The organism is Fundicoccus sp. Sow4_H7, from assembly GCF_052115865.1.
GTDB lineage: Bacteria > Bacillota > Bacilli > Lactobacillales > Aerococcaceae > Fundicoccus_A.
In genome coordinates, this window is the sequence record NZ_JBQKME010000003.1 from 119,169 (window position 1) to 145,199 (window position 26,031).

Here is a 26,031-nt window from a genome sequence, read left to right on the forward strand (position 1 = left end):
CTATGGTGTTGATTCTGATTCGACCGGAGGTTGGTTGTCAGTTGGTGGAGGATTTTCTCCTGGCTGACTTTCATCTATCGGTTGGCTTTCATCTATCGGTTGGCTTTCATTACTGCTTTCGGGAATACTTTCTTCACTACTTTCCTCTGGTTCTACAATAGGCGTTTCTGTTGTCAAGGTTAAGGTTATGACTAAAGTATCAGAAGAACTATTACCTTCAACTTTTCTAAGGCGTAGGACGTATTCACCATCATTGGCAGCTGGAATCACAAATTCTGTTCCTGTACCCGTATAAAGCACGGTACCATTTAATGATAATTCATATTGTGAACTACCATCTAGGTTTCCAGCCCAATAAGCATAAATGCTTTGTGAATCATCAATATAATTTGCATCAAAACTTGCAGGACTATCTAAATAACGTCCGTAAGCAAGCGATTGAGTAGTTGGTTCTGTCCCGACAATAAATAACTCCTCTGAACGCATTTCGGTCGGTGTATAAGGTCCGGGTAAACTAACTGGATCCGTATATTTTTCAATTTCAACACGACGTAAGTTGTCTGGCATAACCCAATCTGTATTTGGAACATTTTGCATTAAGTAGGTCATTGTTTCACGATAAATACTTTGTGGAATCCTAGTTTCCTCTAAGGTCAAATAGTTACCTGGTTCCGTCATATTATCATAGCCTACCCAAGAAACCATGGCATATTGTGGGGTCATACCTGCAAACCATCCATCTGGAGCAGCATATTCAGACGGACTTAAGCCTAACTGATTGAGTTGATCATCTGAATAATTCGTTGTTCCAGTTTTTCCTGCATGATTTAAACCATCAATTTGAGCAGCAGAAGCAAACTCACCAGGGACACCTTTTAAAATATCTACTAACATATAGGCGGTTGATTCTTTCATTGCTTGACGACTTTGAACATCAAAATCTTCAACTGTGCCACTTGATGTTACCACACGAATAACTGTATTAGGTTCATTATATTTACCATAATTTGAAATGGCGGCATAGGCAGCAGCTAATTGAATCGGAGTCACATCTCCACCAATGGCATTGGATTCAACTAAGACGCGCTGATTATTGTTTAAAATGTTTATATTCAACTTTTGTAAAAAAGCATAAGCATTATCAAGGCCGACCGCTTGAAGCATTTTAAGTGCAGGAATATTTCTAGAACCTGCTAGGGCTTCGCGAATCGACATTTTTCCTTTATAATCCATATCAAAGTTATTAATTGGAGAACCATCCGTATAATCAATATCTTCATCAACAACCATTGTAGCTGTAGAATAATTTAAATATTCAATTGCCGGTCCATAAGCAGATAAAGGTTTCATTGTTGACCCAATACTGCGGTTTAAACTATTAGCCCGGTTTAAACCAAGCGCTACTTCTAATTTACGCCCACCAATAACAGCAATCAGTCCGCCGGTATCGACATCTACCACTGCAACAGCTGTTTGCATTTTATCATCTGTAAAACCAATACCTGGATTATTATTCACTAAATCATAAATGTGTGTTTGAGCATCCATATCTAAATTCGTATAAACTTCAACGCCATCGGTATAAATATTTATATTCATTCGATCTTGTACTTCTTGGGCGACAACATCAATATAACCATTTAATATAAATTCCGGCGCTTCACCTTTATCAATATCTAAAGGAACTAACATAGATTCGATTGATTGAGCTACAGCCTCGTCATGTTCTTGTTGACTGATTAAGCCATCATCTAACATAACAGCTAAAACTAAATCACGTCTTTCCTTAGCTGCTTCAGGATCACTATAGGGATCGTAGTCTGAAGGGGCTTGGGGAAGTCCAGCGAGTAGGGCAGCTTCGGACAAGTTAATATTTTGAATATCTTTTCCAAAGAAATTTCTCGCTGCAGTTTTTGCTCCATAAGTGTTGTTAGAATAAAAAACTTTATTTAAGTATAAAGCTAAAATTTCTTCTTTGGTTAATTCTTGCTCTAGTTGAAGTGCCAACCAGGCTTCTTGAGCCTTACGTTCATAAGTTTGATCTTGGAAATCTGTTGAGAAGACAGATAACTTAATTAATTGCTGAGTGATCGTACTTCCACCTTGGGTAATTTCACCTGCACGTAAGTTGGCTAAAAATGAACCAACAATACGGATAGGGTCCACACCGAGATGATTATAGAAACGACTATCTTCAATGGCTAAAACAGCATCTTCAAATACTTGAGGAATTTCATCTGCTTCAAGTAAATCACGAGATTGACCGCCTAACTCTAAAACCAGATTGCCTTCATTATCGAAAATCTTACTTGAAATTTGTCCTCTTAAATCTTCCATCGTCACAGTAGGGGCTCCCATGGCATAGTAGCCGAACAAGCCTGCACCACCAATAATGACTAGAAAAGCTAGAGATATCAGGACAATTAAAATTCTTTTAATTATTTTCTTTTTATTAGAGCCTGACGAACGATTGGATTTATTACGTCTACGATTTTTCTTTTCATATTTTTTTCGTTCAACACGACTTCCAGTTGCCATAAGCATCTTCCTTTCAGTTTCATTGTTCTAATTCGTCTAAATAAATATCCAATGCTTTTAAATAATCAAGCATAGGGAAGACGCCTGTAGGACAAAGATAACCATTTTTTTGTATAAATGCATAAGTAAGACTTTTTTTGCTTGTTTTTTGTAAATAACTTTCAATTCGTTCATAAGGAATTAAAAAGATTTCATTTTTGCTATGAAATGAAATTAATAAAAAAGCGATACCACCTTGTCTATTGCAAGCTGACATATGATTGCGTTGGTGTTCAGGTAAATTATTCAAAGGAAAGCTCGTTTTATTTTTTGTTTCTTTAGCTTCAAAATCAATATATTTACCTTTATAAACCCCATTATAGTCAGTCGTTGAAGCTTGTCGATAATAAGCTTCTGTTATTTTAACGGCGCTTCTATGAGGATAGTCTACTTGCACAACTTGAATGGGAGTAGGTTTTTTATGAATAACAGCCATTTCTTTTGTTAAATAATATTGATTGCTTTGATTTATTTTTTCTTCTAAGGACATTCCTCGACCCGCATAATTTGTTTTATAGCTTTTATTATTGCGATCACTTTTTTGAATAGGTGAATGACCTGATGGATATTTTACCATAAAATCTCTCCTCAACTTCATTATATCGAAAGATTCGTAATGAATATAGTAAAAGTAGTGAACAATTATAGATAAAAGTGTGAATTTATTAAATAAAGATGGAGATATTTATTATTAAAAAAATGTTTTTTCTTTTTAAGTTTAAAATAAATATCACAAAAATGCATTAAGCAAGAGTTATTTAAGGAATTTTTTTGAAATACAGTTCTAAAAAGTTGAATCAACGCGTTTTTTGTTTACAACTCTATCATTTTAAGCTATAATATTTAAGTATGCAAATATAAATCATAGTTTGGAGGTCATATCAATATGACAGCGAATTTTGAAAAACAATCAACCAATGAAGGTATATTAACTTTTGAAGTACCAGTTGAAGAAGTTAAGAAAGCTTTAGATAAAGCATTTAAAAAAGTACAAAAGAACTTATCTGTACCAGGTTTTAGAAAAGGTAAAGTGCCACGTCAAATTTTTAATAATGTATATGGTGAAGAGGCTCTTTATGATGATGCCTTGAATATGGTTTTACCAGATGCTTATACAAAAGCAATTGAAGAAACAGGTCTTGATGTTGTGACTCAACCTCAATTTGATGTTGAATCAGTAGAAAGAAACAAACCTTGGGTATTAACAGCAAAAGTAACTTTAAAACCAGAAGTTAAATTAGGCGAATATAAAGGACTTCAAGTTGAAAAACAAGATCGTGAAGTTACAGATGAAGATGTACAAAACGAAATTGAAAGCAAACGTCAAAGACTTGCTGAATTAGTTGTTAAAGAAGAAGCTGCTGAATTAGGCGATACAGTTGTTATTGACTATAAAGGCTTTAAAGGTGAAGAACAGTTCGAAGGTGGAACAGCTGACAATCATTCATTAGAATTAGGATCAAATTCATTTATTCCTGGTTTTGAAGAACAATTAGTGGGAGCTTCTGCTGGAGATGAAGTAGATGTTAATGTTACTTTCCCAGAAGATTACCATGCAGAAGACTTAAAAGGTGAAGCTGTAGTCTTTAGAGTAACGGTACACGAAGTTAAAGCTAAAGAAGTTCCAGAATTAGATGATGAATTTGCTAAAGATGCTGATGATGAAGTTGAAACATTAGCTGAATTAGAAAATAAAATCAGAGTTCAATTACAAGACCAAAAAGATAAAGCAGCAAAAGAAATTATTGATGATTTAGCATTACGTCAAGCAGTTGAAAATGCAGAAATCGTTGATTTACCATACGAAATGGTACACGAAGAAATTCACCGTCAAATGGATCACTTCTTAAATAACTTACGTCGTCAAGGTATTGATGAAAACATGTATTACCAAATTACTGGTACAACTGAAGCTGATTTACATGATCAATTTGGTGAAGAAGCAGATTTAAGAACTAAAACAAACTTAGTATTAGAAGCTATTGTGAAAGCTGAAGATATTCAAGTGGATGAGCATGAAATTGAAAATGAAGTTAAAGAATTATCTGAGCAATATGGAATGGACATCGAACAAGTTCGTAATGTTGTTTCAAATGATATGTTAACTTCAGATATTAAAATGAAAAAAGCAATGAGCTTAATCATTGACTCAGTAGAAGAAATTTAATTATAATAAAATTAGCACATATGAAATTGAGGGATTGCAAATGTCACGCACTGATAAATGTAGACAATTGCATCCCTTTTTATCGTATGAATATTAGATGAGAGGGAGGTAGTCAAATGGCTCGAAATATTAACCAAAGGTCAAATGACTATTTTTGCTCATTTTGTGGAAAATCACAGGATGAAGTTAACAAAATAATTGCCGGACCTGATGTATATATATGTGATGAATGTGTGGAATTATGTAAATCCATCATTGATGAAGAAATGAAAACAGAAAGAATGCACAGTCCAGTTGAAATTCTTAAACCAAGTGAAATTATGAATTTACTAAATGAATATGTCATTGGTCAAACAGAAGCTAAAAAGTCATTAGCAGTTTCCGTTTATAATCATTATAAAAGAATTAATCAAATGGATAATGATTCTGATATAGAACTTCAAAAAAGTAATATTTTATTGATTGGTCCAACTGGATCGGGTAAAACATTTTTAGCACAAACTCTAGCACGTATCTTAAATGTTCCATTTGCTATTGCAGATGCAACAACCTTAACTGAAGCTGGTTATGTTGGTGAAGATGTCGAAAATATTTTACTTAAGTTAGTTCAAGCTGCAGATTACGATTTAGAAGTTGCTCAACATGGTATTGTTTACATTGATGAGATTGATAAGATTTCACGTAAAACTGAAAATGTTTCGATTACACGTGATGTAAGTGGTGAAGGTGTACAGCAAGCTTTATTAAAGATTTTAGAAGGAACTGAAGCTAATATTCCTCCAAAAGGTGGCAGAAAACATCCAAATCAAGAGTTTCTAAAATTAGATACTTCGCAAATTTTATTTATTGTTGGTGGAGCATTTGATGGCATAGAAACGATTGTAAAAGAACGTTTAGGTAGCAAGGTAATTGGTTTTGGTGGTTCTAAAGGTAAATTAGATGAGTCGAAAAGTATTATGCAACAAATTTCACCAGAAGACTTATTGAAATTTGGTTTAATTCCTGAATTTATTGGACGTTTACCAGTTATGGCATCTCTAGAAAAACTAACTAAAGACGATTTAATTCGCATCTTAACTCAACCAAAAAATGCCTTAGTAAAACAATATCAAAAATTGTTTGAAATCGACAATATTGAACTTGAATTTACAGAAGATGCCTTAGAAGCGATTGCTGAAAAAGCTTTAAGCCGTGAGACAGGTGCACGTGGTTTACGTTCAATTATTGAAGAAGTGATGCTTGATGTAATGTATGAAGTTCCTAGTCGCTACGATATATCTAAAGTCGTCATAACAAAAGAAAATGTTAATGGTGTAGAAACACCAAATTATTATGATCAAGATAATCTAAAAATTTCATAGTGAGGTGATTGGATGCAAGTAACACATGCTGAACTCGTTACAAGTGCAGTAAACCCTAGTCAATATCCTCCAGATAATGTTTTTGAAGTTGCCTTAGCCGGACGTTCGAATGTTGGTAAATCTTCCTTTATTAATAAAATGATTAATCGCAAAGGACTTGCCCGAACATCTGGGCAACCTGGTAAGACGCAAACCTTAAACTTTTATAATATTAATCATCAGTTTCGTTTTGTTGACGTACCCGGTTATGGTTATGCTCGTGTTGCTAAGACACAAAGGGCGTCTTGGAGTAAAATGATTGAGAAATATTTAAGTCAACGAGAGAATTTAAATATTGTCTTTCTGTTGATGGATTTTCGTCATCCACCAACAGAATTAGATATTACGATGAAAGATTTCATAGAAGCATTGGATATTCCTTATGGAATTATTCTAACAAAATCAGATAAAGTGAAAAAAAGTCAGTGGCAACGTCATTTGAATGTCTTCAAAAAAGATTTAGAATTAGATACAATCGATGCGTTATTTCCGTTTTCTTCTGAAACGGGAGAAGGTAGCGAAATAATTTGGGAAATTATTTCAGATGCGATTGAAGCATCGCAAATTGATTAAAAATATCTTAACTTAAGGAGATAGCAATGTTCAAAACGTTAAAAGATAGATTTTCTACGGTAGAGTGGAGTTGGATTTTACAAGATTGGGCAAATTCTGTATATTCATTAATGATTACGACAGCTATTTTTCCAATCTTTTATAAAAGTATGACCGATGCTGCTGGAATTGATCCAGCTGATTCAACTGCTTATCTTAGTTACGCCAATTCAATTGGAACGGTACTTGTTGGGGTTTTAGCCCCATTTTTAGGAACAAGTGCCGATTATAGAGGTGTTCGGAAGCCTTTATTTACAATTGGTACCTTGATGGGAATCGTGTCTGTTTTAACCATGATATTTGTTCCTGTAGGAAATTGGTCTTTTCTTCTAGTTCTATATGTCCTTTCGGCCATTGGTTTTGGCGTTGCAAATATTTTTTATGATAGCTCTTTACTAGATGCTACAACGCATGAACGTTTAGATCTTGTTAGCTCCGCTGGTTATGGCTTTGGTTATATTGGTAGTGTTATACCGTTTTTGATTTTTATGGTCTTCCAATTAACCAATATCTTTAGTGCAACGACGACCGTTAATATTGGATTTGTTATGACAGCCGTTTGGTGGTTTGTTTTTACGATTCCTTATTGGAAAAATGTGAATCAAGTTCACTATTTGGAACGCACAGAAAATATCTTTTCGACAACGATGAATTCTTTAAAAAATAGTCTGGGTGAATTAAAAAATTATCCTCATATATATTTATTTTTAATTGGTTATTTCTTTTACATTGATGGGGTTGGTACCATTATTCGTATGGCAACATCAGTAGGGACTGATTTAGGTTTTTCACAAGATCAATTAATTATTATGTTATTAATTGTTCAAATCGTGGCTTTCCCATGTTCGATTATTTATGGGGTTTTAGCTAAACGTTTTGGAAACCGTGCGATGTTATTCTTTGGTATCGCAACCTATGTTGTTATTTGTGTAATGGCTCTAGGCATTAATTCATTCACTGACTTTATCGTCTTAGGTATTTTAGTTGGGTCAGCACAAGGTGGGATTCAAGCGCTCAGCCGTTCTTATTTTGGACAATTAATTCCTAAAGATAAAACTAACCAATTCTTTGGTTTTTACAATATATTTGGTAAGTTTAGTTCAGTTATTGGAACTACCATCTTGGGGATTGTTTCACAAACAACGGGTAATTCATTAAATGGTTTATTTGCAATTATTGTACAATTTATTATTGGAGCAACTTTCTTATACTTTGCTAAGCCAAAATCCACTGCATAAGATAAAAAAGAGGTGATTTCTATTGCAAATTATTCCTGACGAAGTCATCCAAGAAATTCGCCAAAAAACGGATATTGTAGATGTTATTAATCAATATGTTCAATTAACCAAAAGAGGGAATAGTTACACGGCTTCCTGTCCTTTTCATGAAGACCGTAATCCTTCTTTTTCAGTCCAAAGTCAAAAACAAATTTTTAAATGTTTTTCGTGTGGTCGTGGTGGAAATGTCTTTGGCTTTTTACAAGAAATTGAAGGGATTAGCTTTCCGCAAGCCGTAAAGAAGGCTGCTGAAATGTCTAATATTTCGGTAGACGCTTATTTTCAATCCGATGATATGTCGAATAAGCAATTACAGACAGATCAAGTTTTTTACAATATTCATGAAAAAACAGCTCAATTTTATCAGTATTATTTAAATAATACTGTGAATGGTGAAGAGGCATTAGAATATTTATTAAAACGTAACTTAAGTCAACAAGCGATTGAGGATTTTGCTATTGGCTATGCGCCTAATAATAGTCAACTATTGTTACAGTTTTTAAAAAATGAAAATTTTAAAGACGATGAATTAATCGACAGTGGAATTTTCTATTTTTCAGAAAGCAACAACCAATTAGTTGATCGCTTTCGTGGGCGTCTAATATTTCCCTTGCGCAATACACAGGGGAAAGTCGTTGCATTTTCAGGAAGGGTTTTTTCAGAGAATACATCCAATCCATCTGCTAAATATTTGAATTCACCAGAAACATCCATCTTTCAAAAAAATCAGTTAATGTTTAATTTTGATCGCGCCAGACTTGCTATTAGACAAAGTAATCAAGCGCTCATTTGTGAAGGATTTATGGACGTTATTGCCTTAGATCAAGCTGGCTTTAATAATAGTATTGCCACAATGGGAACGAGTTTAACTGAATCACATTTAAAACAATTAACGAAGTTAGCAAAAGAAATTATTTTTGTGTTTGACGGAGATGATGCTGGTCAAAAAGCGACTGCTCGTGCTTTTGAAATGAGTCTGGGTTTTGCTGATCATACTTTTAAAAGCTTAATGATCCCACAAAAACTAGATCCAGATGAGTGGATTAAACAACATGGTAGTGATTCATTTCAAAAACTAATCAATCAAGCTCTCAATGCTTATGAATTCCAAATGAATTATTTACACAAACAGTATGACCTGTCTAATCAACAAGAGTTAGCCTGGTATATTGAAGCGTTAATTAAGTTAATTGCTGCGATTCAATCACCTATTGAACAGCAGTTGCGATTAAATAATTTAGTCCAAGAATTTAATTTAAGTGAGGCCGTTGTTAAAGAACAATTAGCTAAGGCGAAATATGTCAATCAACAAAAGCAAACAAATGAGTCAAAACGTACGCCTTTAGCTGAACCGATTCAAGTCGAAACGCAAATAAATACAACGCTTGATATTCAATCACAAAGAGCCTTTCAAGCCGAAAAAATTGTATTAGCTTGCTTAATTTATAATCATGAAGCTTGGCAATATGTTGAAAGAATGGATGAAGAATTAATCTTTTACCATGAACAATCCCAACAATTATATTTTGAACTGCAGCATTTTTATTATGATTTAGGCTATCCAATTCCATTAACAGATGTGGTTAGTCAAATTACAAGTCCAAAAATGAATCATTTTTTAACAACTATTATTTGGGAAAAAGATCCATTGTCTTATTCTGATGGTATTATGGATGATTGTTTAAATGCTATTCGTGAAGAATTTGTCTATTTAGAAATCGATGAACTCAAAGAGCAAATGTTGATCTTTCGCAAAGAACAAAAAATCAATGAATCTAATGCACTCGCAATTAAAATTATGCAATTGACACGTCAACTTAAATCAAAATCATAGGGGGAGACGTTTTATGGCTAAAACAAAAGATGATTTAAATTTACAAAATGAAGAAGAAAAGAAAAATGAAACAACTAAACAAGAACTAACCGTCAGTTTAGAAACAGCAACCAAACAATTAATTGCTGAAAAGAAACCATTAGGACAAATTCATTATGATGAATTAACCAAAGTAATTGCAAGTCCATATGATTTAGATGCGGATGCGATGGATAAATTAATTCAAGAAGTGGAAGATAGTGGAGTTGCAGTTGTTGGTGATGATGGTGGACCAACGAAGCAACAAATGGTTCGTGCAGAAGAAAAACCACTTGTAGAAGCTGATGACTCTAGTGCATCTAAAGTAGCGGCTTCCAAAATAAAAGTTAGTGACCCTGTAAGAATGTATCTAAAAGAAATTGGTCGTGTTTCTTTATTAACAGGTGAAGAAGAAATTGAACTTGCGATTCGTATTTTAGATGGTGATGAATTAGCCAAACAAGAGCTAGCTGAGGCCAACTTACGACTAGTTGTTTCCATTGCAAAGCGTTATGTTGGACGTGGTATGCAATTCCTTGATTTAATTCAAGAAGGTAACATGGGCTTAATGAAAGCTGTTGAAAAATTTGACCATACAAAAGGTTTTAAATTCTCAACTTATGCAACTTGGTGGATTCGCCAAGCCATTACACGTGCGATTGCCGACCAAGCACGTACCATTCGTATTCCTGTACATATGGTTGAAACCATTAATAAACTCGTTCGCGTGCAACGTCAACTATTACAAGATTTAGGCAGAGAACCTACTCCAGAAGAAATTGGAGCAGAAATGGATTTACCAACAGAAAAAGTTCGTGAAATCTTAAAAATTGCCCAAGAACCTGTTTCTCTAGAAACGCCAATTGGTGAAGAAGACGATTCACATTTAGGCGACTTTATCGAAGATGAAGGTGCCATGAGTCCAGAAGTTTATACTTCTTCAGCTTTATTGCGTGAACAATTAGAAGATGTATTGGATACATTGACTGACCGTGAAGAAAATGTCTTACGTCTACGTTTTGGTTTAGATGACGGTAATATCCGTACACTTGAGCAAGTGGGTAAAGTATTTGGCGTAACGCGTGAACGTATCCGTCAAATCGAAGCTAAGGCTCTTAGAAAGTTAAGACATCCAAGCCGTTCAAAACAACTTAAAGACTTCTTAGAATAAAATTTTAAAATAATTATCACTGTTTCTAACGAACTATCAGCTTTTGATAGTTCGTTTTTTAAATGGAATTAATCACAAAATTTGTTCTTTAGGTCATTCTTTTTTGATACAATAGATTCATGGTTACAAAGGAGGAAAGTATGAAAGCAGAGCAGTTATCTTTACGCCTAGCCCGTGTTGCAAACTATATAAAGCAGTATGCTAATGTTCCAATACGCTTAGCCGATATTGGAAGTGATCATGGTTATTTACCGGTTCATCTCGTCCTCAACAACATCATTGACTATGCGATTGCTGGTGAAGTCGTCATTGGGCCGTTTCAGTCTGCCCAAAGAGAAGTCAAACTTCATCAAATGGAATCAATCATTGATGTACGTCTAGGCGATGGATTGGATGTCATTCATGACAAGGATCACATTAATACCATCAGTATTTGTGGTATGGGCGGTAATTTAATCAGAGATATCCTTGAAAAGAATTTGCATAAAGTTAAACGAAACACCATTCTAGTTTTACAAGCAAATACATCTGAACAAAATCTTCGAACATTTTTAAATCAACAGCAATTTCAAATTTTAGCTGAAACAATCGTAGAAGATCAAAATCGACTATACGAAATAATAGTGGTTAAAAAAGTAGACCAAGTGGATCCTTTATCTGAAAAAGAATTGATGTTTGGTCCATTTAATTTAAAACAAGCAACTGAAGAATTTTATAGTAAGTGGCAGCATGAATTACAAAATTTAAATCGAGTTTTATCTTCTGTGAGACAGTCAAAACAAATCAATACTGAAAAAGAAGAGGCACTGAAGCACAGCATTCAATTAATAGAAGAGGTGTTAGCCGATGGCAATTGAATTAAGACATATTATGGATGCACTTGATGAGCGTTATCCAGCTGAATTAGCAGAATCATTTGATAATGTTGGCCTTCATTTTGGAAGCAAAACCAATAATGTCAAAAAAGTGTTAGTTGCTTTAGATGTTCGTCCAAACATTGTTGAGGAGGCCATATTTAATCAAGTAGACACAATTATCGTACATCATCCTCCCATTTTTAATCCAATCCGAAAATTTAATTTAGAAAACCCACAAATCAATATGTATGCAAGAATTATCCAACATCAAATAAATATCTTTGCTTTACACACAAACTTGGATAAAGCTGAAAATGGGATGAATGATTGGTTAGCCCAAGCACTGGATCTAACGGATATAAAAGGATTTTCAGAAGATGAACCTATTGGTGAACAACTTGGTCGAATTGGCAAACTAAAAGCGCCCTTGGAAAGAGAAGCGATTTTTAATTTAATAAAAGAAAGATTGAAAACCAACCATTTAACCGTGATTGAAAAAGAAGCAAAGGAATCCTATGAGACCATCGCTTTGGTTGGAGGGTCTGGTTCAGAATTTGCAGAATTAGGCTATAAGCAGGGTGCAGATATTTATTTAACAGGGGATATTACTTTTCATAATGGGCAAGATTGTTATGAAATGGATATGATGACCATTGATGTGGGCCATTATGTAGAAGCTATTTTTATCGAGAAAATGGCTGCGTTATTAGAAGATTTAAATGTTAAAAATGAGTGGAACTTAGAAATCGTTGCCAGTCAAGAAAACACGAATCCATTTACTTATATATAAAAAGAGGAGCAAATATAATGAACTTTTTTGAAAAAACACAAGAACGCTTAATTCGCTATGCAAAAATTAATACACGATCAGATGTCCGTCAACAAACCATTCCTTCAACAGCGATTCAATTAGACTTATTAAGACTCTTAGAAGAAGAGTTGAAAGAAATAGGGATGGAAGAAGTAGAATTTAATGAGAAAAATGCATTTGTTACAGCAACTTTACCTGCAAATACAGATAAAGATGTGCCTACCATTGGTTTTATCGCACATGTTGATACCGCTGATTTCAATTCAGAAAATGTCCAACCACAAATCGTTGAAAACTATGATGGTAAAGATATTGTCTTAAATGAAGCTGAAGGCATTGTAATGAAAACAGCTGATTTTCCTAATATGCTTCCATATGTTAGTCAAACCTTAATAACAACAGATGGGACAACTCTTTTAGGTGCAGATGATAAATCAGGGATTGCTGAGATTGTTACTGCAATGGAGTATTTAATAAATCATCCGGAAATAGAACATGGAAAAGTAAGAGTCGCCTTTGGTCCAGATGAGGAAATCGGACGTGGAGCGGATCATTTTGATGTTGACCATTTCGATGCAAAATTTGCTTATACGATGGACGGTGGTCCAGTAGGTGAACTTGAATATGAATCCTTTAATGCAGCGGCAGCAAACTTAACGATTACTGGTAAAAATATTCACCCTGGAACAGCTAAAGGAAAAATGATTAATGCGATTACCATTATGAATGATTTCATTAATCACTTACCTGCAAACGAGGTGCCTGAAGAAACGGAAGGGCGTGAAGGTTTTTACCACATTGGTGATGTAGAAGGGACGGTAGATCATGTAACACTAAGCATGATTATCCGTGATTTTGACCGTGACTCATTTGAAAAACGTAAAGCTTTTGTTGAAGAAATCGTCAATGATATTAATAGTAAATACCCAAGCCAACCTATTGAACTTGAATTATTTGACCAATATTATAATATGGCGGATATTATTCAAAATGATATGGCATCCGTTGAATTAGCACATGCTGCCATGGAAGCTTTAGGAATCGAACCAATCATCGTACCTATTCGTGGTGGTACTGATGGGTCTAAAATTAGCTTTATGGGTGTACCAACACCAAATATTTTTGCAGGTGGCGAAAATATGCATGGTCGCTACGAATTTGTTGCCGTTGAATCAATGGTAAAAGCAACAGAAGTCATTATTGAAATTATCAAACGCAATATAAACAATTAATGGTCTTTAATTAGTTGTAACTGAAAAATGCCATGGAGATTTTAGCAAAGCTAATCGACTTGTCTTTTTTCAGTTTTCTTAATTGTCACACAATGTAAAGGAGATACCTATGGCTTTACAATTTGTTTTAGGTGATTTAAGTGCCAACAAAAAACGTGTTTTAAGCAGGAAAATATTAGAGATTAAAGAAAAGAATCCAGCGGCGATTATTTATTTTATTGTGCCTGAACACGTAAAATTTGATATGGAAACTTTGCTTTTAAATGAAATGAAAGACTTTTTACAAACAGATAAGCAGGCTATGCTTGATATTCAAGTAATGAGTTTTACGCGATTAGCATGGTTTATGTTGCCAGCCAATTTAAAAGCAAAGACACAATTAACTAAAGTTGGTTTAAGTATGTTAATTCGACAAATCTTACAAGCCAAACAAGAAGAGTTGATTGTGTACCGTAATCAAATTAATTATCAAGGTTTCATCGAAAAGTTGTTAGCCTTGTTTGAAGAGTTATATGAAGGCCGAATTTTAGCAGAAGATATTTATTCGATGGAATTAAATAGTGATTTTGCTGTTGAAATAGATGAAGAATATGATGTTGAAGCACAGCGATTAAGAGAAATTGCTTTATTGTACCAAGCTTATATTGAAGCGATTGAAGGGCTTGAATTAGCTAATTACCAATCATATGACGATTTGATCCAATTGTTACGAAATGGCCCAACGTTTGACAATCACTATGTATTTATTGATCATTTTTACTTTTTTGATGCACAACAAATGGCTTTAATTATGGAGATGGTTCGTTCCTTTACGCAAGTGTGGGTAACCTTGCCATTAAATGAGGAAGATTTATTTAATCAACAATGGTTGCCTATCAGTCAAGTGCCAAAAAATACCTACTTACAAATGAAAGAAATGGCTGGATTCTTGCAATTAGAGGTGGATGAATATTGGGAAATTCAAGGACCTTACTATAATTATCGTAAAGATATTTTGCGACTAGCTAAGCATTTTAAGGAAATCAATCAAGATCAGACTACAAGCTCAGAAAATTCGATGATTGAAATAGAAAATGTCTTTTATTGGCAATCAGATTGTCCACAAACAGAAATCAGACATTTAAGTAATCAAATACATTATTTAGTTCATAAAATGGGTTATCGCTATCATGATATTTTAGTGGTTGCCCGTGATATGGATCGGTATCAAGATATTGTTGGACCTTATTTTAAAATGAATGAAATCCCTTATTTCTTTGATCATCGGTCATTGATGGATCAGCATCCTTTAATGTTGTGGATTGAATCAGTACTAAATTTAAAACGTTATAATTGGCAATTTAACGATTTAATGTATGTCTTAAAGTCTGACCTATATTATCCAAATAAAGCAACAGATGATGAATTAATGTGGACGAATCAAGAAATTGAAGAGTTTCAACATCAAAAGTATTTATTAGAAAATACCATTTTAGCTAATGGCTATTTGAGTTATCGATTTACCGATTTAAATTTTAAATGGTCTTTTGATCAAGAAGATATCTTATATGAAAATGTAGTAGGAGAAAAAACAAAGTTAACGATTGGGGCATTAACTCATTCTTTAAGAACTTGGATGGTAGAGACGATTGCACAACCACTTCAGCAATGGAAAAATAGCTTTACCGGTGAAGAAGGAGCACGATGGTTATATCAATTAATTGAAAAGAGTGGGGTTAAAGACCGTTTGATCTTTTTACGTGATCAGTCAATAGAAGCTGGGGATATAGAAGCTTCACGTCAGCATGAACAAGTTTGGCAAGTATTGGTTGACACTTTAAATGAGTTTCATCAACTTTATGGCAAGGAAAAGGTTAGCTTTGATGTATTTACTGAATTGATTATGGCAGGTTTAAATGAAGGGAACTACCATATTATTCCGCCTACAATGGATCAAGTGACCATTACCAATATGGTCAGTCCACAAGTTCAACCAGCTAAAATTTGTTTTATTATTGGGGCTAATCATCAGGTTCTGCCACAATATCAAGAAAATGATTCTTTATTAACCTCAGAAAACAGACATAAATTGCAAGAAAATTTAGAAATTTATCAATATTTAACGGACAATGTACAAAAGCAAAGTCATTTAGAGTTATTGCTTATCCATCAATTACTTTTAAATGCAACTGACCAACTGTATATAAGCTATGCGAGTAATGTCAATGATCAACAGCTAGAATTGGCAGCCCATTTAAAAGAATTACAAAGAGAATTTAAGATTCCAATGACTACTTTTGATTCGCAGACAAATTACTTTAGTCAAGCAAGTATTCATTCAAGTGATTTTGGTCGTTATCCAATTCAGTTAACACCTGCCATTTCGATGGTTCGTTATCATATGCAGGATAAAACCCCTGTATCATCGGCTTTGCTGAGTTTAATACATACTATTGAAACCTACCATTCCAAGCATTTACAAGGTCAAAATCGGCCTTTATTTCAAATTTTACAAGCTATCTTATTTGGCAATCCATTACCAGACTATATCGAAGCAGATACAGCCAAAGCCTTATATGGACAACAAATTAATTTGTCGATTTCTAAGCTGGAACAATATTATAAAGATCCTTTCAGTCATTTCCTAACCTATGGTTTACGTTTACGAGAACGGGAACAATTTCAATTAACGCCTGCCAAAACAGGTGATTATATGCATGAATTTTTAGATCGTTTGATGACGGATTTAAATCAGAAAAATATGTTGTTGTCTGACTTAACTCCAACTGAATTTGAACAAGTCTATTTACAAACTTTAGCTTCAATGGCTGATGACAATCGTTTTAACTTATTAAAAAGTCAACCTCGTTTTGAAGCGATTCAACAACAAATCAATCGTACACTGTATCAATTTACCCAAGTAGCACAAATGCAGCAACGAAGAATTCCCATGGAGATACTAACAACAGAAGCAACCTTTGGTATCAATCAACCACTTAAAGGCTTTGAATATCAATTATCAAATGGAACACGATTAAGTATCAGTGGGAAAATTGATCGGATTGACCTAATTCAAATCAATGATCAAAGGTCTTATTTACAAATTGTTGACTATAAATCAGGTAAGAAAGACTTTAATCCTTTAGATATTTATTATGGGACAGATTTACAAATCCTTACTTACTTAAATATCGCTTTACATAATTTTCAAGGACATGAGCCGTTAGGGGCTTTTTATCATACAATTATGAAGCAGCAATATCAAAAAGCAACGAATGAGAGTTTCCAGTTGCAAAATAATGCTGATTTGATGACGGAAAAACTTATGGAAGATAACCGTTTTAAAGGCTTTTTAACCGTTGATTCGCAAATATTAGACCAGGTGGAACCATTATTGAGCGAAAAGAAGACGAGTCAACTATATCCTGCATCTCTACTTAAAAGTGGAGATTATAGTAAAAACTCGAGTGTTATTACAGCAGACGAATTTAAGCTTCTCAGCCAATATACCCATTATTTAATTACAAAAGCAGGGGAAGAAATTATGTCAGGTAAAATAACCTTGCAGCCATTTAAAGACGATGCTTACACCTTGTCTCTACAAGCAGAATATCGGGCGATTAGTGGCTTTGATTCAACCATTCATTACAATGTTTATCGCAATAAAAACCTAACGAAAGATAAATTATTTGATACCATTAAACAACAATTAATAGAGGAGGGATACGATGCGTAAAATACCTATCAAGCCAAGCCAATCAATATATAATGATGAGCAATGGCAAGCAATCCATACGGTAGGATCAAATATTCTGGTGTCTGCCTCTGCTGGTTCTGGTAAAACAAAAGTCTTAATTGAGCGTATTTTATACCACATACAAGATAGTTATGCCTCTATCGATGAATTATTAGTTGTAACATTTACAGAATTAGCCGCGAATGAAATGAAAAGTCGAATGGAATCTAGCTTGAAAACAGCAGTTTCTAATACTATGGATGGTGAATTGAAGCGATATTTATTAGATCAATTAAATAAATTACCCAACGCTCATATTCGGACATTACACAGTTTTTGTTTGCAAGTAATCCAACAGTTTTTCTATCTTATTGACTTTAATCCAAATTTTGAATTATTAACGGATGAGACCCAAAAAGAGTTGCTGTATGAGGAAGCCTGGACAGAAGTCGTTAATCGCATTTGGACAGAGGAAAGCGCTGAATTATCCGCTACGATTTCGTCGGAAGATTTATTAAATTTATTAGCTCGTTTTTCAAATTCACGCAGTGACAGTGGTTTATTTAATGTTGTCAAAGAACTATATTTATTTGCGAGTTCACATACAGAACCCAAGCGCTGGCTTAGCGACATGGTTGAGGCAAACTCAAATTTAGCTACTTTTGCAAAAACAGAATTATTCCAAAAAACCATTAAAGCTCAAATAAATACCGCTGCTATGAGCAGTTATGCTTTGTTAGAACAAGCAGAATCTATTTTACTAACTTTAAGTCAAAAATCGATTGATGATTATGAAGCGACAATTCGAGAGGAAAAAGAACAATTAAGATTAATACTTGAAATGATTAATGAAAATTCAATCGAGAAACTATATCAAACTATGGCTGGTTTAAGTTTTGGTCGTTGGAAAAGTAACAGCAAGAAAAATGAAGATTATGAAGCAATTAATGAGATGAAACAGCTTCGAGATAAGGCCAAAGACCAAGTTAGCAAACAAATTATGACTATTTTTCCGTATAACTTCGAACAAAGTCTGGCTGTTGAAGAGCAAGTTCATGGAATAATTTATCAATTGAGTCAACTGACACAAATGTTTCAAGATTGTTTAGATATTAAAAAATCAGAATCTAATGTTATTGATTATAATGATTTAGAACACTTGACCTTAGATATTTTGATGCCCTTTAATCAGGAAAGTCAAAAAAGAGAAGCCAGTGTTGCAGCAAAATATTATCAAAAATTATTTAAGGAAATTTTAGTCGATGAATATCAGGATATCAACGATATTCAAGCTGCTATTTTAACGAGCTTATCAAGGGAAGACACCAATCAAGCCAGTAATTTATTCATGGTAGGCGATGTCAAACAGTCAATTTATGGTTTTAGAATGGCTGAACCTAGTTTGTTTTTAAATAAATATCACGCATATCAAACTGAGGATGAAAATGAATTAATTATATTAGGTAAAAACTATCGTTCACGCGCTGAAATTCTTGAGTTTTCAAATTTCATTTTTGAACGTTTGATGACGGAAGATTTTGGTGAAATGAATTATGGCTACAATGAAGCCTTAAAAGTAGGGAATACAAGTTTCCTACCAAATCCACCTGATGAGGCTTTTAACATTGAGTTGTTGTTAAATGTAAAGGATGGCGACCAAGATGAAGAAGGCTTTGTTGATGAAGAAATCGAATCATTTGCTGAAGAAGAAATATTTGATAAGAGTATTGAAGCGGAGGCCCATATTTTAGCTCAAAATATTCAAGAAAAAATTGTGAATAGGTTTCTAGTGTTTGATAAGGAAAACAAAAATGTTAAACAAAGACCGCTAGAATATTCTGATATTGTTATACTAACATCGACAAAATTCCCATTTTTAACGGTTCAACAGGTTTTTGAATCCTACGGCATCCCTTTATATGCTCAAAAAGTTGAAAGTTTCTTTCAACGACAAGAAATCAGACTGATGATTGCCTTATTAAAAATTATCGATAATCCTGTTCAAGACTTGCCATTAGTTGCTATTTTACGGTCATTTTTTGTTAATTTATCGGATGAAGAATTAAGTCAGATTCGTATTTCACATCCTTATGGGGCATATTATCAAGCAGTAGTCCATTATGTTGAAAATTTCTCATCGATTAAAAATCCTACGAATATTGAAAGGGATATTTATTCGAAGTTAATTGTCTTTTTAAAACAGTTAAATCATTGGCAGCATTTATCACAAACGGTGTCTTTAGTCGAATTGATTTGGACAATCTATCAAGAAACAAATTATTTGGATTATGTTGTGGGATTGACGAATGGCTCACAAAGGCAAATTAATTTACATGCTTTTTATGAACGTGCTGCCCAATTTCAAAAGACGTCTTATAAAGGTGTTTTTGGATTTGTTAATTATATTGAAAAAGTCATTCAAAGAGAGAACGATTTAGCTGAACCTGTATTATTAGATGGAAACCAAAATTTTGTTCGAATTATGACAGTGCATGCTAGTAAAGGTTTAGAATTTCCACTCGTATACTTATTGAATATGGGGAAAAAATTTAATTTGACGGATGTCAACCATAAGCGGTATATTGCTTCCAAAAACTATGGATTAGGGATCGATTTGCACGACTATCAAACAATGACTAAATATCAATCGCTAGTCAAACAGGCATTAAAAATAGAAAAAACAAATCAATTGAAAGCAGAAGAAATGCGTAAATTATATGTGGCATTAACACGTTGCGAACAAAAATTGATTATGATTGGAACAGTCACTTCTCAAGAAAAAGTAGAGCAATTACAAGATGAAGTAAGAAATATTACAGCTCCAAATCAATTAACTATTGCCACTCACGAAAGACAAAAAGCACAGAGTTGGTTGGATTGGATATTACAAGCCATGGCAATCAAACAGTCAGATGATTCCATTTCAAATTTTGATTTAAATCAAATTGATCTTCAATACTTTAGCCAAAATCAAATTCAAATGGCCATGCCCAGTGAGCAATTACAAAATGATTTTGAAATGGAACAAAAATGGCGTCAACATTTTATCAGTCAATTAAAAAATAAGGAAGTAAGAAACGACTCTGAAGTGGTTCAACATATAAGACAAATGATGGAATCGGAATATCCCTATCAATTAGCTGCGCATACTTCCAGTTATCAGTCTGTTTCAGAATTAAAACGTTTATATGAAGAACCTAGAATAGAAAAATTAAGTCACTTTACAGACCGCAGTATGAATTCAATACTTCATATTCCTGCTGATATAGAAGAAGTTGATGAAGTTGAACAAATTGAACAGATTCACGGTATTCGATATACTTCTGATACTTTTGAAGCACCTTTATTTATGCAGCAAGAGTCTATTTCCTATGCTGATATTGGGACTTATATGCACTTTATCTTACAACAGATTGATTTCTCACGCTTTCAAAATGTCACAAATTATTCTGAGATATTAACACAACAAGTGAATGAATTTGTGGCTGCTCAATTAATTAGCCAAGAGCATGTTGAACATTTATTAATGGATAAAATAATTTGGTTTTTACACTCAGATCTGGGACAACTAATGATTGATAATCCTCAGCAACTGAACCGCGAAAAAGCTTTTTCAATGCTAATAGCCGCTAAAACAATATTTAGTCAGCAATTAGATGATCTTGAGATAAAAGAATTAGCAGATGATCAATTGCTGATTCATGGGGTGATTGATAGCTATTTGAAAACTGAAGATGGTAGTTTGTTTTTAATCGATTATAAAACCGATCGTTTTCGTCCTTTGGATAAATTAAGTAAAGACGAACAAATTGAATCAGTCAAAGCCCGTTATCGATTTCAGTTAAGTTTATATCGAGAAGCCTTAATATCGGCCACACAATCGCCAGTCAATCGAGCTGGTTTAGTTTTATTAGACTTTGAACAAGTTGTTTGGGTGGATACTGATGAGTTAATCGTATTTAGTTAACAAAAAACTGATTTAGACACATATTTAAAAGTGTCTAAATCAGTTTTTCTTTTGTCTTAATTATTTTATCGTGTTGTTATTTGCTCAGGTGCATAATCGACACCTTCATTGTAAATACCAGCAGCATTCCATAGTAAAAATTCGTGGACATCATGTTTTAAAAGTGCATCGATTTGTTCTTGAACTTCATATGGTCCATATTCTTGCCAAGCTCCATCCGGATTTGAATAATAATCCGTAAAATCTTGTAACCATGGACGGGTAATGACATCATTCTGAACATTTTGTAAAGCTAACTCTTCAGAGAACATGTATTCATCAATTGTCTCAAATGGATGTAAATCTGGATATAAGATACCAAAGAATTCTGTTCCCCAGTGTGAAGGGTAAATCATAGATGAAATGGCATCTACTTCTTCAGCCATTTGGGAAAAGTTTTGTCCTATACCGCGAACGTCCGGACTATTACCTGCAACAGCAGTATAACCAAAGACGTCAGCACTGATATTGACACCATAAGGTGCTAATTGTTCTTTTGCATAGGCTAAAAATTGTGTAATGGCTGTAACACGTTCTTCACCATAATGTTCCGGATCTTCTGAGACATATGTACTAAAACGACCAATATCGTAATCTAATGTTTCTTCAAATGTTTCGAATCCTTCTGGGAAGCGAACATAGTCAAATTGAATATCTTTGAATCCCATTTTAGCCGCTTCAATGGCTACATCAATCGTGTAATCCCAAACTTCTTGTGAGAATGGGTTAATAAATCGAGCGCCATTCCCATCTTCCCAAATTTCACCTGTAACAGCATCATGGAAACTATGTTCTGGATAGTCTGTTGCATATAAATAATCCTTAAATGTAACAATACGTGCGATAGGATAGATATTATTTTCTTCTAATATCTTTAAAGTCTCTCTTAAATCGAGATATTCACTAGTATTGGCTTGAACAATTGGATTATCTGATTCGTTAACTGAAATGATATTGCCATAGTCATCTTTAAAGTCAATTACCATCGCATTTAAATCAGTACGATTAATAAGATCAACTAAATAATCAAAATCTTCAGTTGATGCTACATTTTCAGCGGTTAAATAAATACCTTTAACACCATCTTCTGGATAAGCTATTTCGATACCACTATCATAAAAGAGCGATGAAGGTAAATTATCTGGTCGTCTTAAAAGCATTTGATTAGGAATCACTAAGCTTTCATAGCGATTAGTTTGTCCTTGATTGCGACGTGAATTAAACTCTTGGACAGCTGCGTCATCATATTGAACAGTTACTTCCGGTAAAACATAATATTGAGAAGTAGGTTCATTTGTTTCTTTTGGTTTTTGATTGCAAGCAACTAGTAGCACTGTACTGACAGTTAACAGACTAACTGCGTAAACTAATTTTTTAAATTTTGATTTTGTCATAATTATCCTCACTTAATTGGCACCTGCAAAATTACTCCATTGATTCTTGTAGATTTACTAAAAAGACTTTTATATTGATGAGTAAAGCGTTCATAGGTTCAAATTGTCCTAAAACTTTATCTAAGTTCATCAAATTATAGGTACTAATTTTATTAATATTGTCAAATACGCCAAAAAATGATTGATATTCTGTCTCTGGATGACCAATGGATTTAAAGGTCATGGATTCTAACTCTAAATTTGATTCATAATTATCGATATAATAGTTAATATCGTTCGCAAGTTGATCAATCATTTGGTTGACTTGTTGGAATTGCGAAGTAGGTAACACTTCAGCATCCATTAATGTTTCTAGCTCAGGGGTGAGTTCAACTAACTCATCAACTTGAACTTTTAATGCTTCAACATGTTCTTTGCGTTTTTGTATATTCTGTGCGATTAAAGTATCTGAATTATTAAAAATGCTTAAATCATCATTGGCATCTTTAAGCGTTGACTCAAAATCTGCTTGTAAATTACTTTCATATGTTTGAATTTGGTCTAACTCATTAATAATCATGGTAACTTTTTCATGAATCAAACCGATTGTATTGTCTGCTCGATTTACAGAATTATCACATGCAATTAAAACAAATGATAATAATAGTAATCCAACAATTTTAGAAATTGACTTCATAGGGACTCCTTCTGTTAGTACATTGTACTAAAATTAAAATTTCATATTACATCAAAATTAGTATATAATATAAGTTATTATTCATACAAGGATTATACATAAAAACATTGCACTTTAACAAGGAGAATATCATGATTCTTAGCTTTTTTACTGCTTTTTTTATCATTTTGCTAGATCAATATATAAAAAACTGGGTTATACACCATCTAGCTCTCTATGAATCGATGCCTTTAATAGATGGCTTCTTTGATTTTTATCATATTAGAAATGACGGGGCAGGCTGGGGTATCTTCTCCGGTCAAATGTGGTTGTTTTATATTGTAACGTTAATAATGATAGTCTACTTAGTGTATTTAATCTATAAAAATCGTTTTAAAGGTAATTTTCTTCTAATAGCATTAGGTTTATTACTAGGCGGTACATTGGGGAATTTCATCGACCGCATTCGGTTCAATTATGTAGTCGATATGTTTCGTTTAAGCTTTATTAATTTCCCGATTTTTAATATAGCTGATATTGCGCTAACGATTGGTGTAATCATGATCATATTAATTATTTTATTTCACGAAGAAGGTGACACAATACTATGATAAATAACAATACTAAATCAATACAACTAGCTGGCGAAACAGGTCGCTTAGATACAGTACTATCGCAAATTATTGATGAGAGCCGATCTAGTATTCAAAAGTTAATCAAAGACGGGCAAGTTTTAGTCAATAACAAAGTTGAAAAATCCAATTTCCAGTTAAAAGGTGATGAAATCATCAATTATGTGATACCGACAGCTGAAATACTAGATGATGAAATTATTGAATTGCATGGGGAAGAAATTCCATTAAATATTGTTCATGAAGATAGTTATTTATTAGTGGTTAATAAACCGAAAAACATGGTCGTTCATCCCTCAAAAGGTCATCCCAATGGCACCTTAGTAAATGCCTTAATTTTTTATTTAGGAAAAAATAATTTGTCAAACGGCAGTCATATTTATCGTCCTGGAATCGTTCATCGGATTGATAAAGATACTTCTGGTTTAATTGTTATAGCAAAAGATAATCAAACGCATCAAAAATTAAGCGACCAGTTAATTAACCACAGTATGGCTAGAACATATGTTGCATTAGTCCACGGGGTTGTTAAAGTCGATGAAGGTACCATCGATGTTCCTTTGAAACGAGATACTCATGACCGCTTACGTTGGTCAGCCCATATCGAGGGAAAAGAGGCTATTACTCATTTTAAAGTAGTTGAACGGTATGAGAATACCAGTTTAGTTGAGTTAAATCTAGAAACAGGCCGCACACATCAGATTAGAGTACACCTAGAATATATTGGTCATCCAATTGTGGGCGATCCTATTTATCAAAGGGGCGTTCAAAAATCTACGAAAAATCCTTTGTCACTATTAGACAATGGGCAATGGCTACATGCTAAAAGTTTAAAATTCACACATCCGGACAGCCAAGAAATGGTACAATATACGAGTGAATTACCTGAAGACATGTTAGCTATTATCGAAACAGCGGCGAAGTTATAAAGAAGGTGAATAAATGTCGTCAAACGATAAAATTATTGATAAAATTAAAAATTTATTATCATTAGCAGAAGATGGTAATAACGATGAAGAAAGTCAAACTGCCTTATTAATGGCACAAAAGCTGATGTTAAAATACAAAATTTCACAAAATGACGTTAATGAACATGGTGAACAGAAAATTATTGTTAAATCACTGTCAGTATATAAGCGTCTATATTGGTGGGAGAAAATATTAGTGCGCATCATTGCTGAAAATTTCCGCGTGATGTTTTATATCCAAAGTAATCGGCTGCCGCATCAAACAAGTATTCAACGGAAAATTGTATTAATGGGTTACCCTGAAGATGTTGAATTAGCTTATGAAGTTTATCATTTAGCCAGTCAAGCAATGCGGTATCATGCAAGCCAACATCTAAAAGACTTAACAGATAAAAAATCCAATCAAAGAAATGATTCTAACCAAATCAGAAGAGCTTATTATCAAGGCTTTATGGACGGTTTAGATCAAAAATTTATCGACCAAAGAGCAGAAATGCAAGCTGAAAATGATGAGTTTGCCTTAATGATGTTAACACCACAAGATGTTCAAGATGCTTTTCAAAAAGAGGTTAAAGGCTCTTTATCTTTTAAAATACCTGAATCCAATAAAGAAAGTCTTTCTTATAGCGAAGGTTACTCAAAAGGGACATCAATATCATTAACGAATAAATATCTTGATACTTCTAATCAGGAAAAGAAGTAAAT

At 33.6% G+C, this 26,031-nt stretch carries 18 protein-coding genes; 14 read left to right on the forward strand and 4 right to left on the reverse strand.

Features of this window, described 5'->3' with window-relative positions; translation table 11 throughout:
* Both ACTQ54_RS04650 and recU read right to left on the reverse strand, forming a co-directional pair.
* Positions 1 to 2,538 (reverse strand): transglycosylase domain-containing protein, encoded by a 2,538-nt coding sequence (locus tag ACTQ54_RS04650; RefSeq protein ID WP_441754992.1) that lies wholly within the window; start codon positions 2,536 to 2,538, stop codon positions 1 to 3.
* Positions 2,539 to 2,557: 19 nt separating this feature from the next.
* Positions 2,558 to 3,154 (reverse strand): Holliday junction resolvase RecU, encoded by a 597-nt coding sequence (recU, locus tag ACTQ54_RS04655; RefSeq protein ID WP_441754993.1) that lies wholly within the window; start codon positions 3,152 to 3,154, stop codon positions 2,558 to 2,560.
* A 309-nt stretch (positions 3,155 to 3,463) separates the two neighbouring features.
* Here recU and tig point away from each other — a divergent pair, with 309 nt between their 5' ends.
* From tig to addA, 11 genes are all read left to right on the forward strand, one after another.
* Complete coding sequence (gene tig / locus ACTQ54_RS04660) at positions 3,464 to 4,744, forward strand: trigger factor (protein WP_441754994.1); 1,281 nt, start codon at positions 3,464 to 3,466, stop codon at positions 4,742 to 4,744.
* A 116-nt stretch (positions 4,745 to 4,860) separates the two neighbouring features.
* Positions 4,861 to 6,105 (forward strand): ATP-dependent Clp protease ATP-binding subunit ClpX, encoded by a 1,245-nt coding sequence (clpX, locus tag ACTQ54_RS04665; RefSeq protein WP_441754995.1) that lies wholly within the window; start codon positions 4,861 to 4,863, stop codon positions 6,103 to 6,105.
* A 12-nt stretch (positions 6,106 to 6,117) separates the two neighbouring features.
* Positions 6,118 to 6,717, forward strand: coding sequence for a ribosome biogenesis GTP-binding protein YihA/YsxC (gene yihA / locus ACTQ54_RS04670; RefSeq protein WP_441754996.1), 600 nt, complete (start codon positions 6,118 to 6,120; stop codon positions 6,715 to 6,717).
* A 26-nt stretch (positions 6,718 to 6,743) separates the two neighbouring features.
* Complete coding sequence (locus ACTQ54_RS04675; protein ID WP_441754997.1) at positions 6,744 to 7,994, forward strand: MFS transporter; 1,251 nt, start codon at positions 6,744 to 6,746, stop codon at positions 7,992 to 7,994.
* 22 nt (positions 7,995 to 8,016) lie between these two features.
* Positions 8,017 to 9,867: a DNA primase gene (gene dnaG, locus ACTQ54_RS04680; RefSeq protein ID WP_441754998.1), complete on the forward strand. Its 1,851-nt coding sequence runs from the start codon at positions 8,017 to 8,019 to the stop codon at positions 9,865 to 9,867.
* 13 nt (positions 9,868 to 9,880) lie between these two features.
* Entirely contained in the window at positions 9,881 to 11,056 is a 1,176-nt protein-coding gene (gene rpoD, locus ACTQ54_RS04685; RefSeq protein WP_441754999.1) for an RNA polymerase sigma factor RpoD, read from the forward strand.
* A gap of 140 nt (positions 11,057 to 11,196) precedes the next feature.
* A complete protein-coding gene (locus tag ACTQ54_RS04690; RefSeq protein WP_441755000.1) occupies positions 11,197 to 11,913 on the forward strand; it encodes a tRNA (adenine(22)-N(1))-methyltransferase in 717 nt (238 codons plus the stop codon).
* On the forward strand, positions 11,903 to 12,703 hold the full coding sequence (locus tag ACTQ54_RS04695) for a Nif3-like dinuclear metal center hexameric protein (RefSeq protein WP_441755001.1): 801 nt from the start codon (positions 11,903 to 11,905) through the stop codon (positions 12,701 to 12,703). The genes ACTQ54_RS04690 and ACTQ54_RS04695 overlap by 11 nt, the downstream gene beginning before the upstream one ends.
* A gap of 17 nt (positions 12,704 to 12,720) precedes the next feature.
* Entirely contained in the window at positions 12,721 to 13,956 is a 1,236-nt protein-coding gene (gene pepT, locus ACTQ54_RS04700; RefSeq protein ID WP_441755002.1) for a peptidase T, read from the forward strand.
* Positions 13,957 to 14,065: 109 nt separating this feature from the next.
* Complete coding sequence (locus ACTQ54_RS04705; RefSeq protein ID WP_441755003.1) at positions 14,066 to 17,671, forward strand: PD-(D/E)XK nuclease family protein; 3,606 nt, start codon at positions 14,066 to 14,068, stop codon at positions 17,669 to 17,671.
* On the forward strand, positions 17,664 to 21,638 hold the full coding sequence (addA, locus tag ACTQ54_RS04710) for a helicase-exonuclease AddAB subunit AddA (protein WP_441755004.1): 3,975 nt from the start codon (positions 17,664 to 17,666) through the stop codon (positions 21,636 to 21,638). The genes ACTQ54_RS04705 and addA overlap by 8 nt, the downstream gene beginning before the upstream one ends.
* A gap of 65 nt (positions 21,639 to 21,703) precedes the next feature.
* Here the strand turns inward: addA and ACTQ54_RS04715 are convergent, their stop codons facing one another.
* Positions 21,704 to 23,071, reverse strand: a complete 1,368-nt coding sequence (locus ACTQ54_RS04715; protein ID WP_441755005.1) for a putative glycoside hydrolase — start codon at positions 23,069 to 23,071, stop codon at positions 21,704 to 21,706.
* Between the two features lie 31 nt (positions 23,072 to 23,102).
* Positions 23,103 to 23,747 (reverse strand): YkyA family protein, encoded by a 645-nt coding sequence (locus tag ACTQ54_RS04720; RefSeq protein ID WP_441755006.1) that lies wholly within the window; start codon positions 23,745 to 23,747, stop codon positions 23,103 to 23,105.
* Positions 23,748 to 23,878: 131 nt separating this feature from the next.
* Between ACTQ54_RS04720 and lspA the strand changes: the two genes are divergently transcribed.
* The 3 genes from lspA to ACTQ54_RS04735 are packed head-to-tail and all read left to right on the forward strand — an operon-like array spanning position 23,879 to position 26,029.
* Positions 23,879 to 24,337, forward strand: coding sequence for a signal peptidase II (lspA, locus tag ACTQ54_RS04725; RefSeq protein ID WP_441755007.1), 459 nt, complete (start codon positions 23,879 to 23,881; stop codon positions 24,335 to 24,337).
* Positions 24,334 to 25,287 (forward strand): RluA family pseudouridine synthase, encoded by a 954-nt coding sequence (locus ACTQ54_RS04730; RefSeq protein ID WP_441755008.1) that lies wholly within the window; start codon positions 24,334 to 24,336, stop codon positions 25,285 to 25,287. The genes lspA and ACTQ54_RS04730 overlap by 4 nt, the downstream gene beginning before the upstream one ends.
* 13 nt (positions 25,288 to 25,300) lie before the next feature.
* Entirely contained in the window at positions 25,301 to 26,029 is a 729-nt protein-coding gene (locus ACTQ54_RS04735) for a DUF2786 domain-containing protein (protein ID WP_441755009.1), read from the forward strand.
* Positions 26,030 to 26,031: the final 2 nt, after the last annotated feature.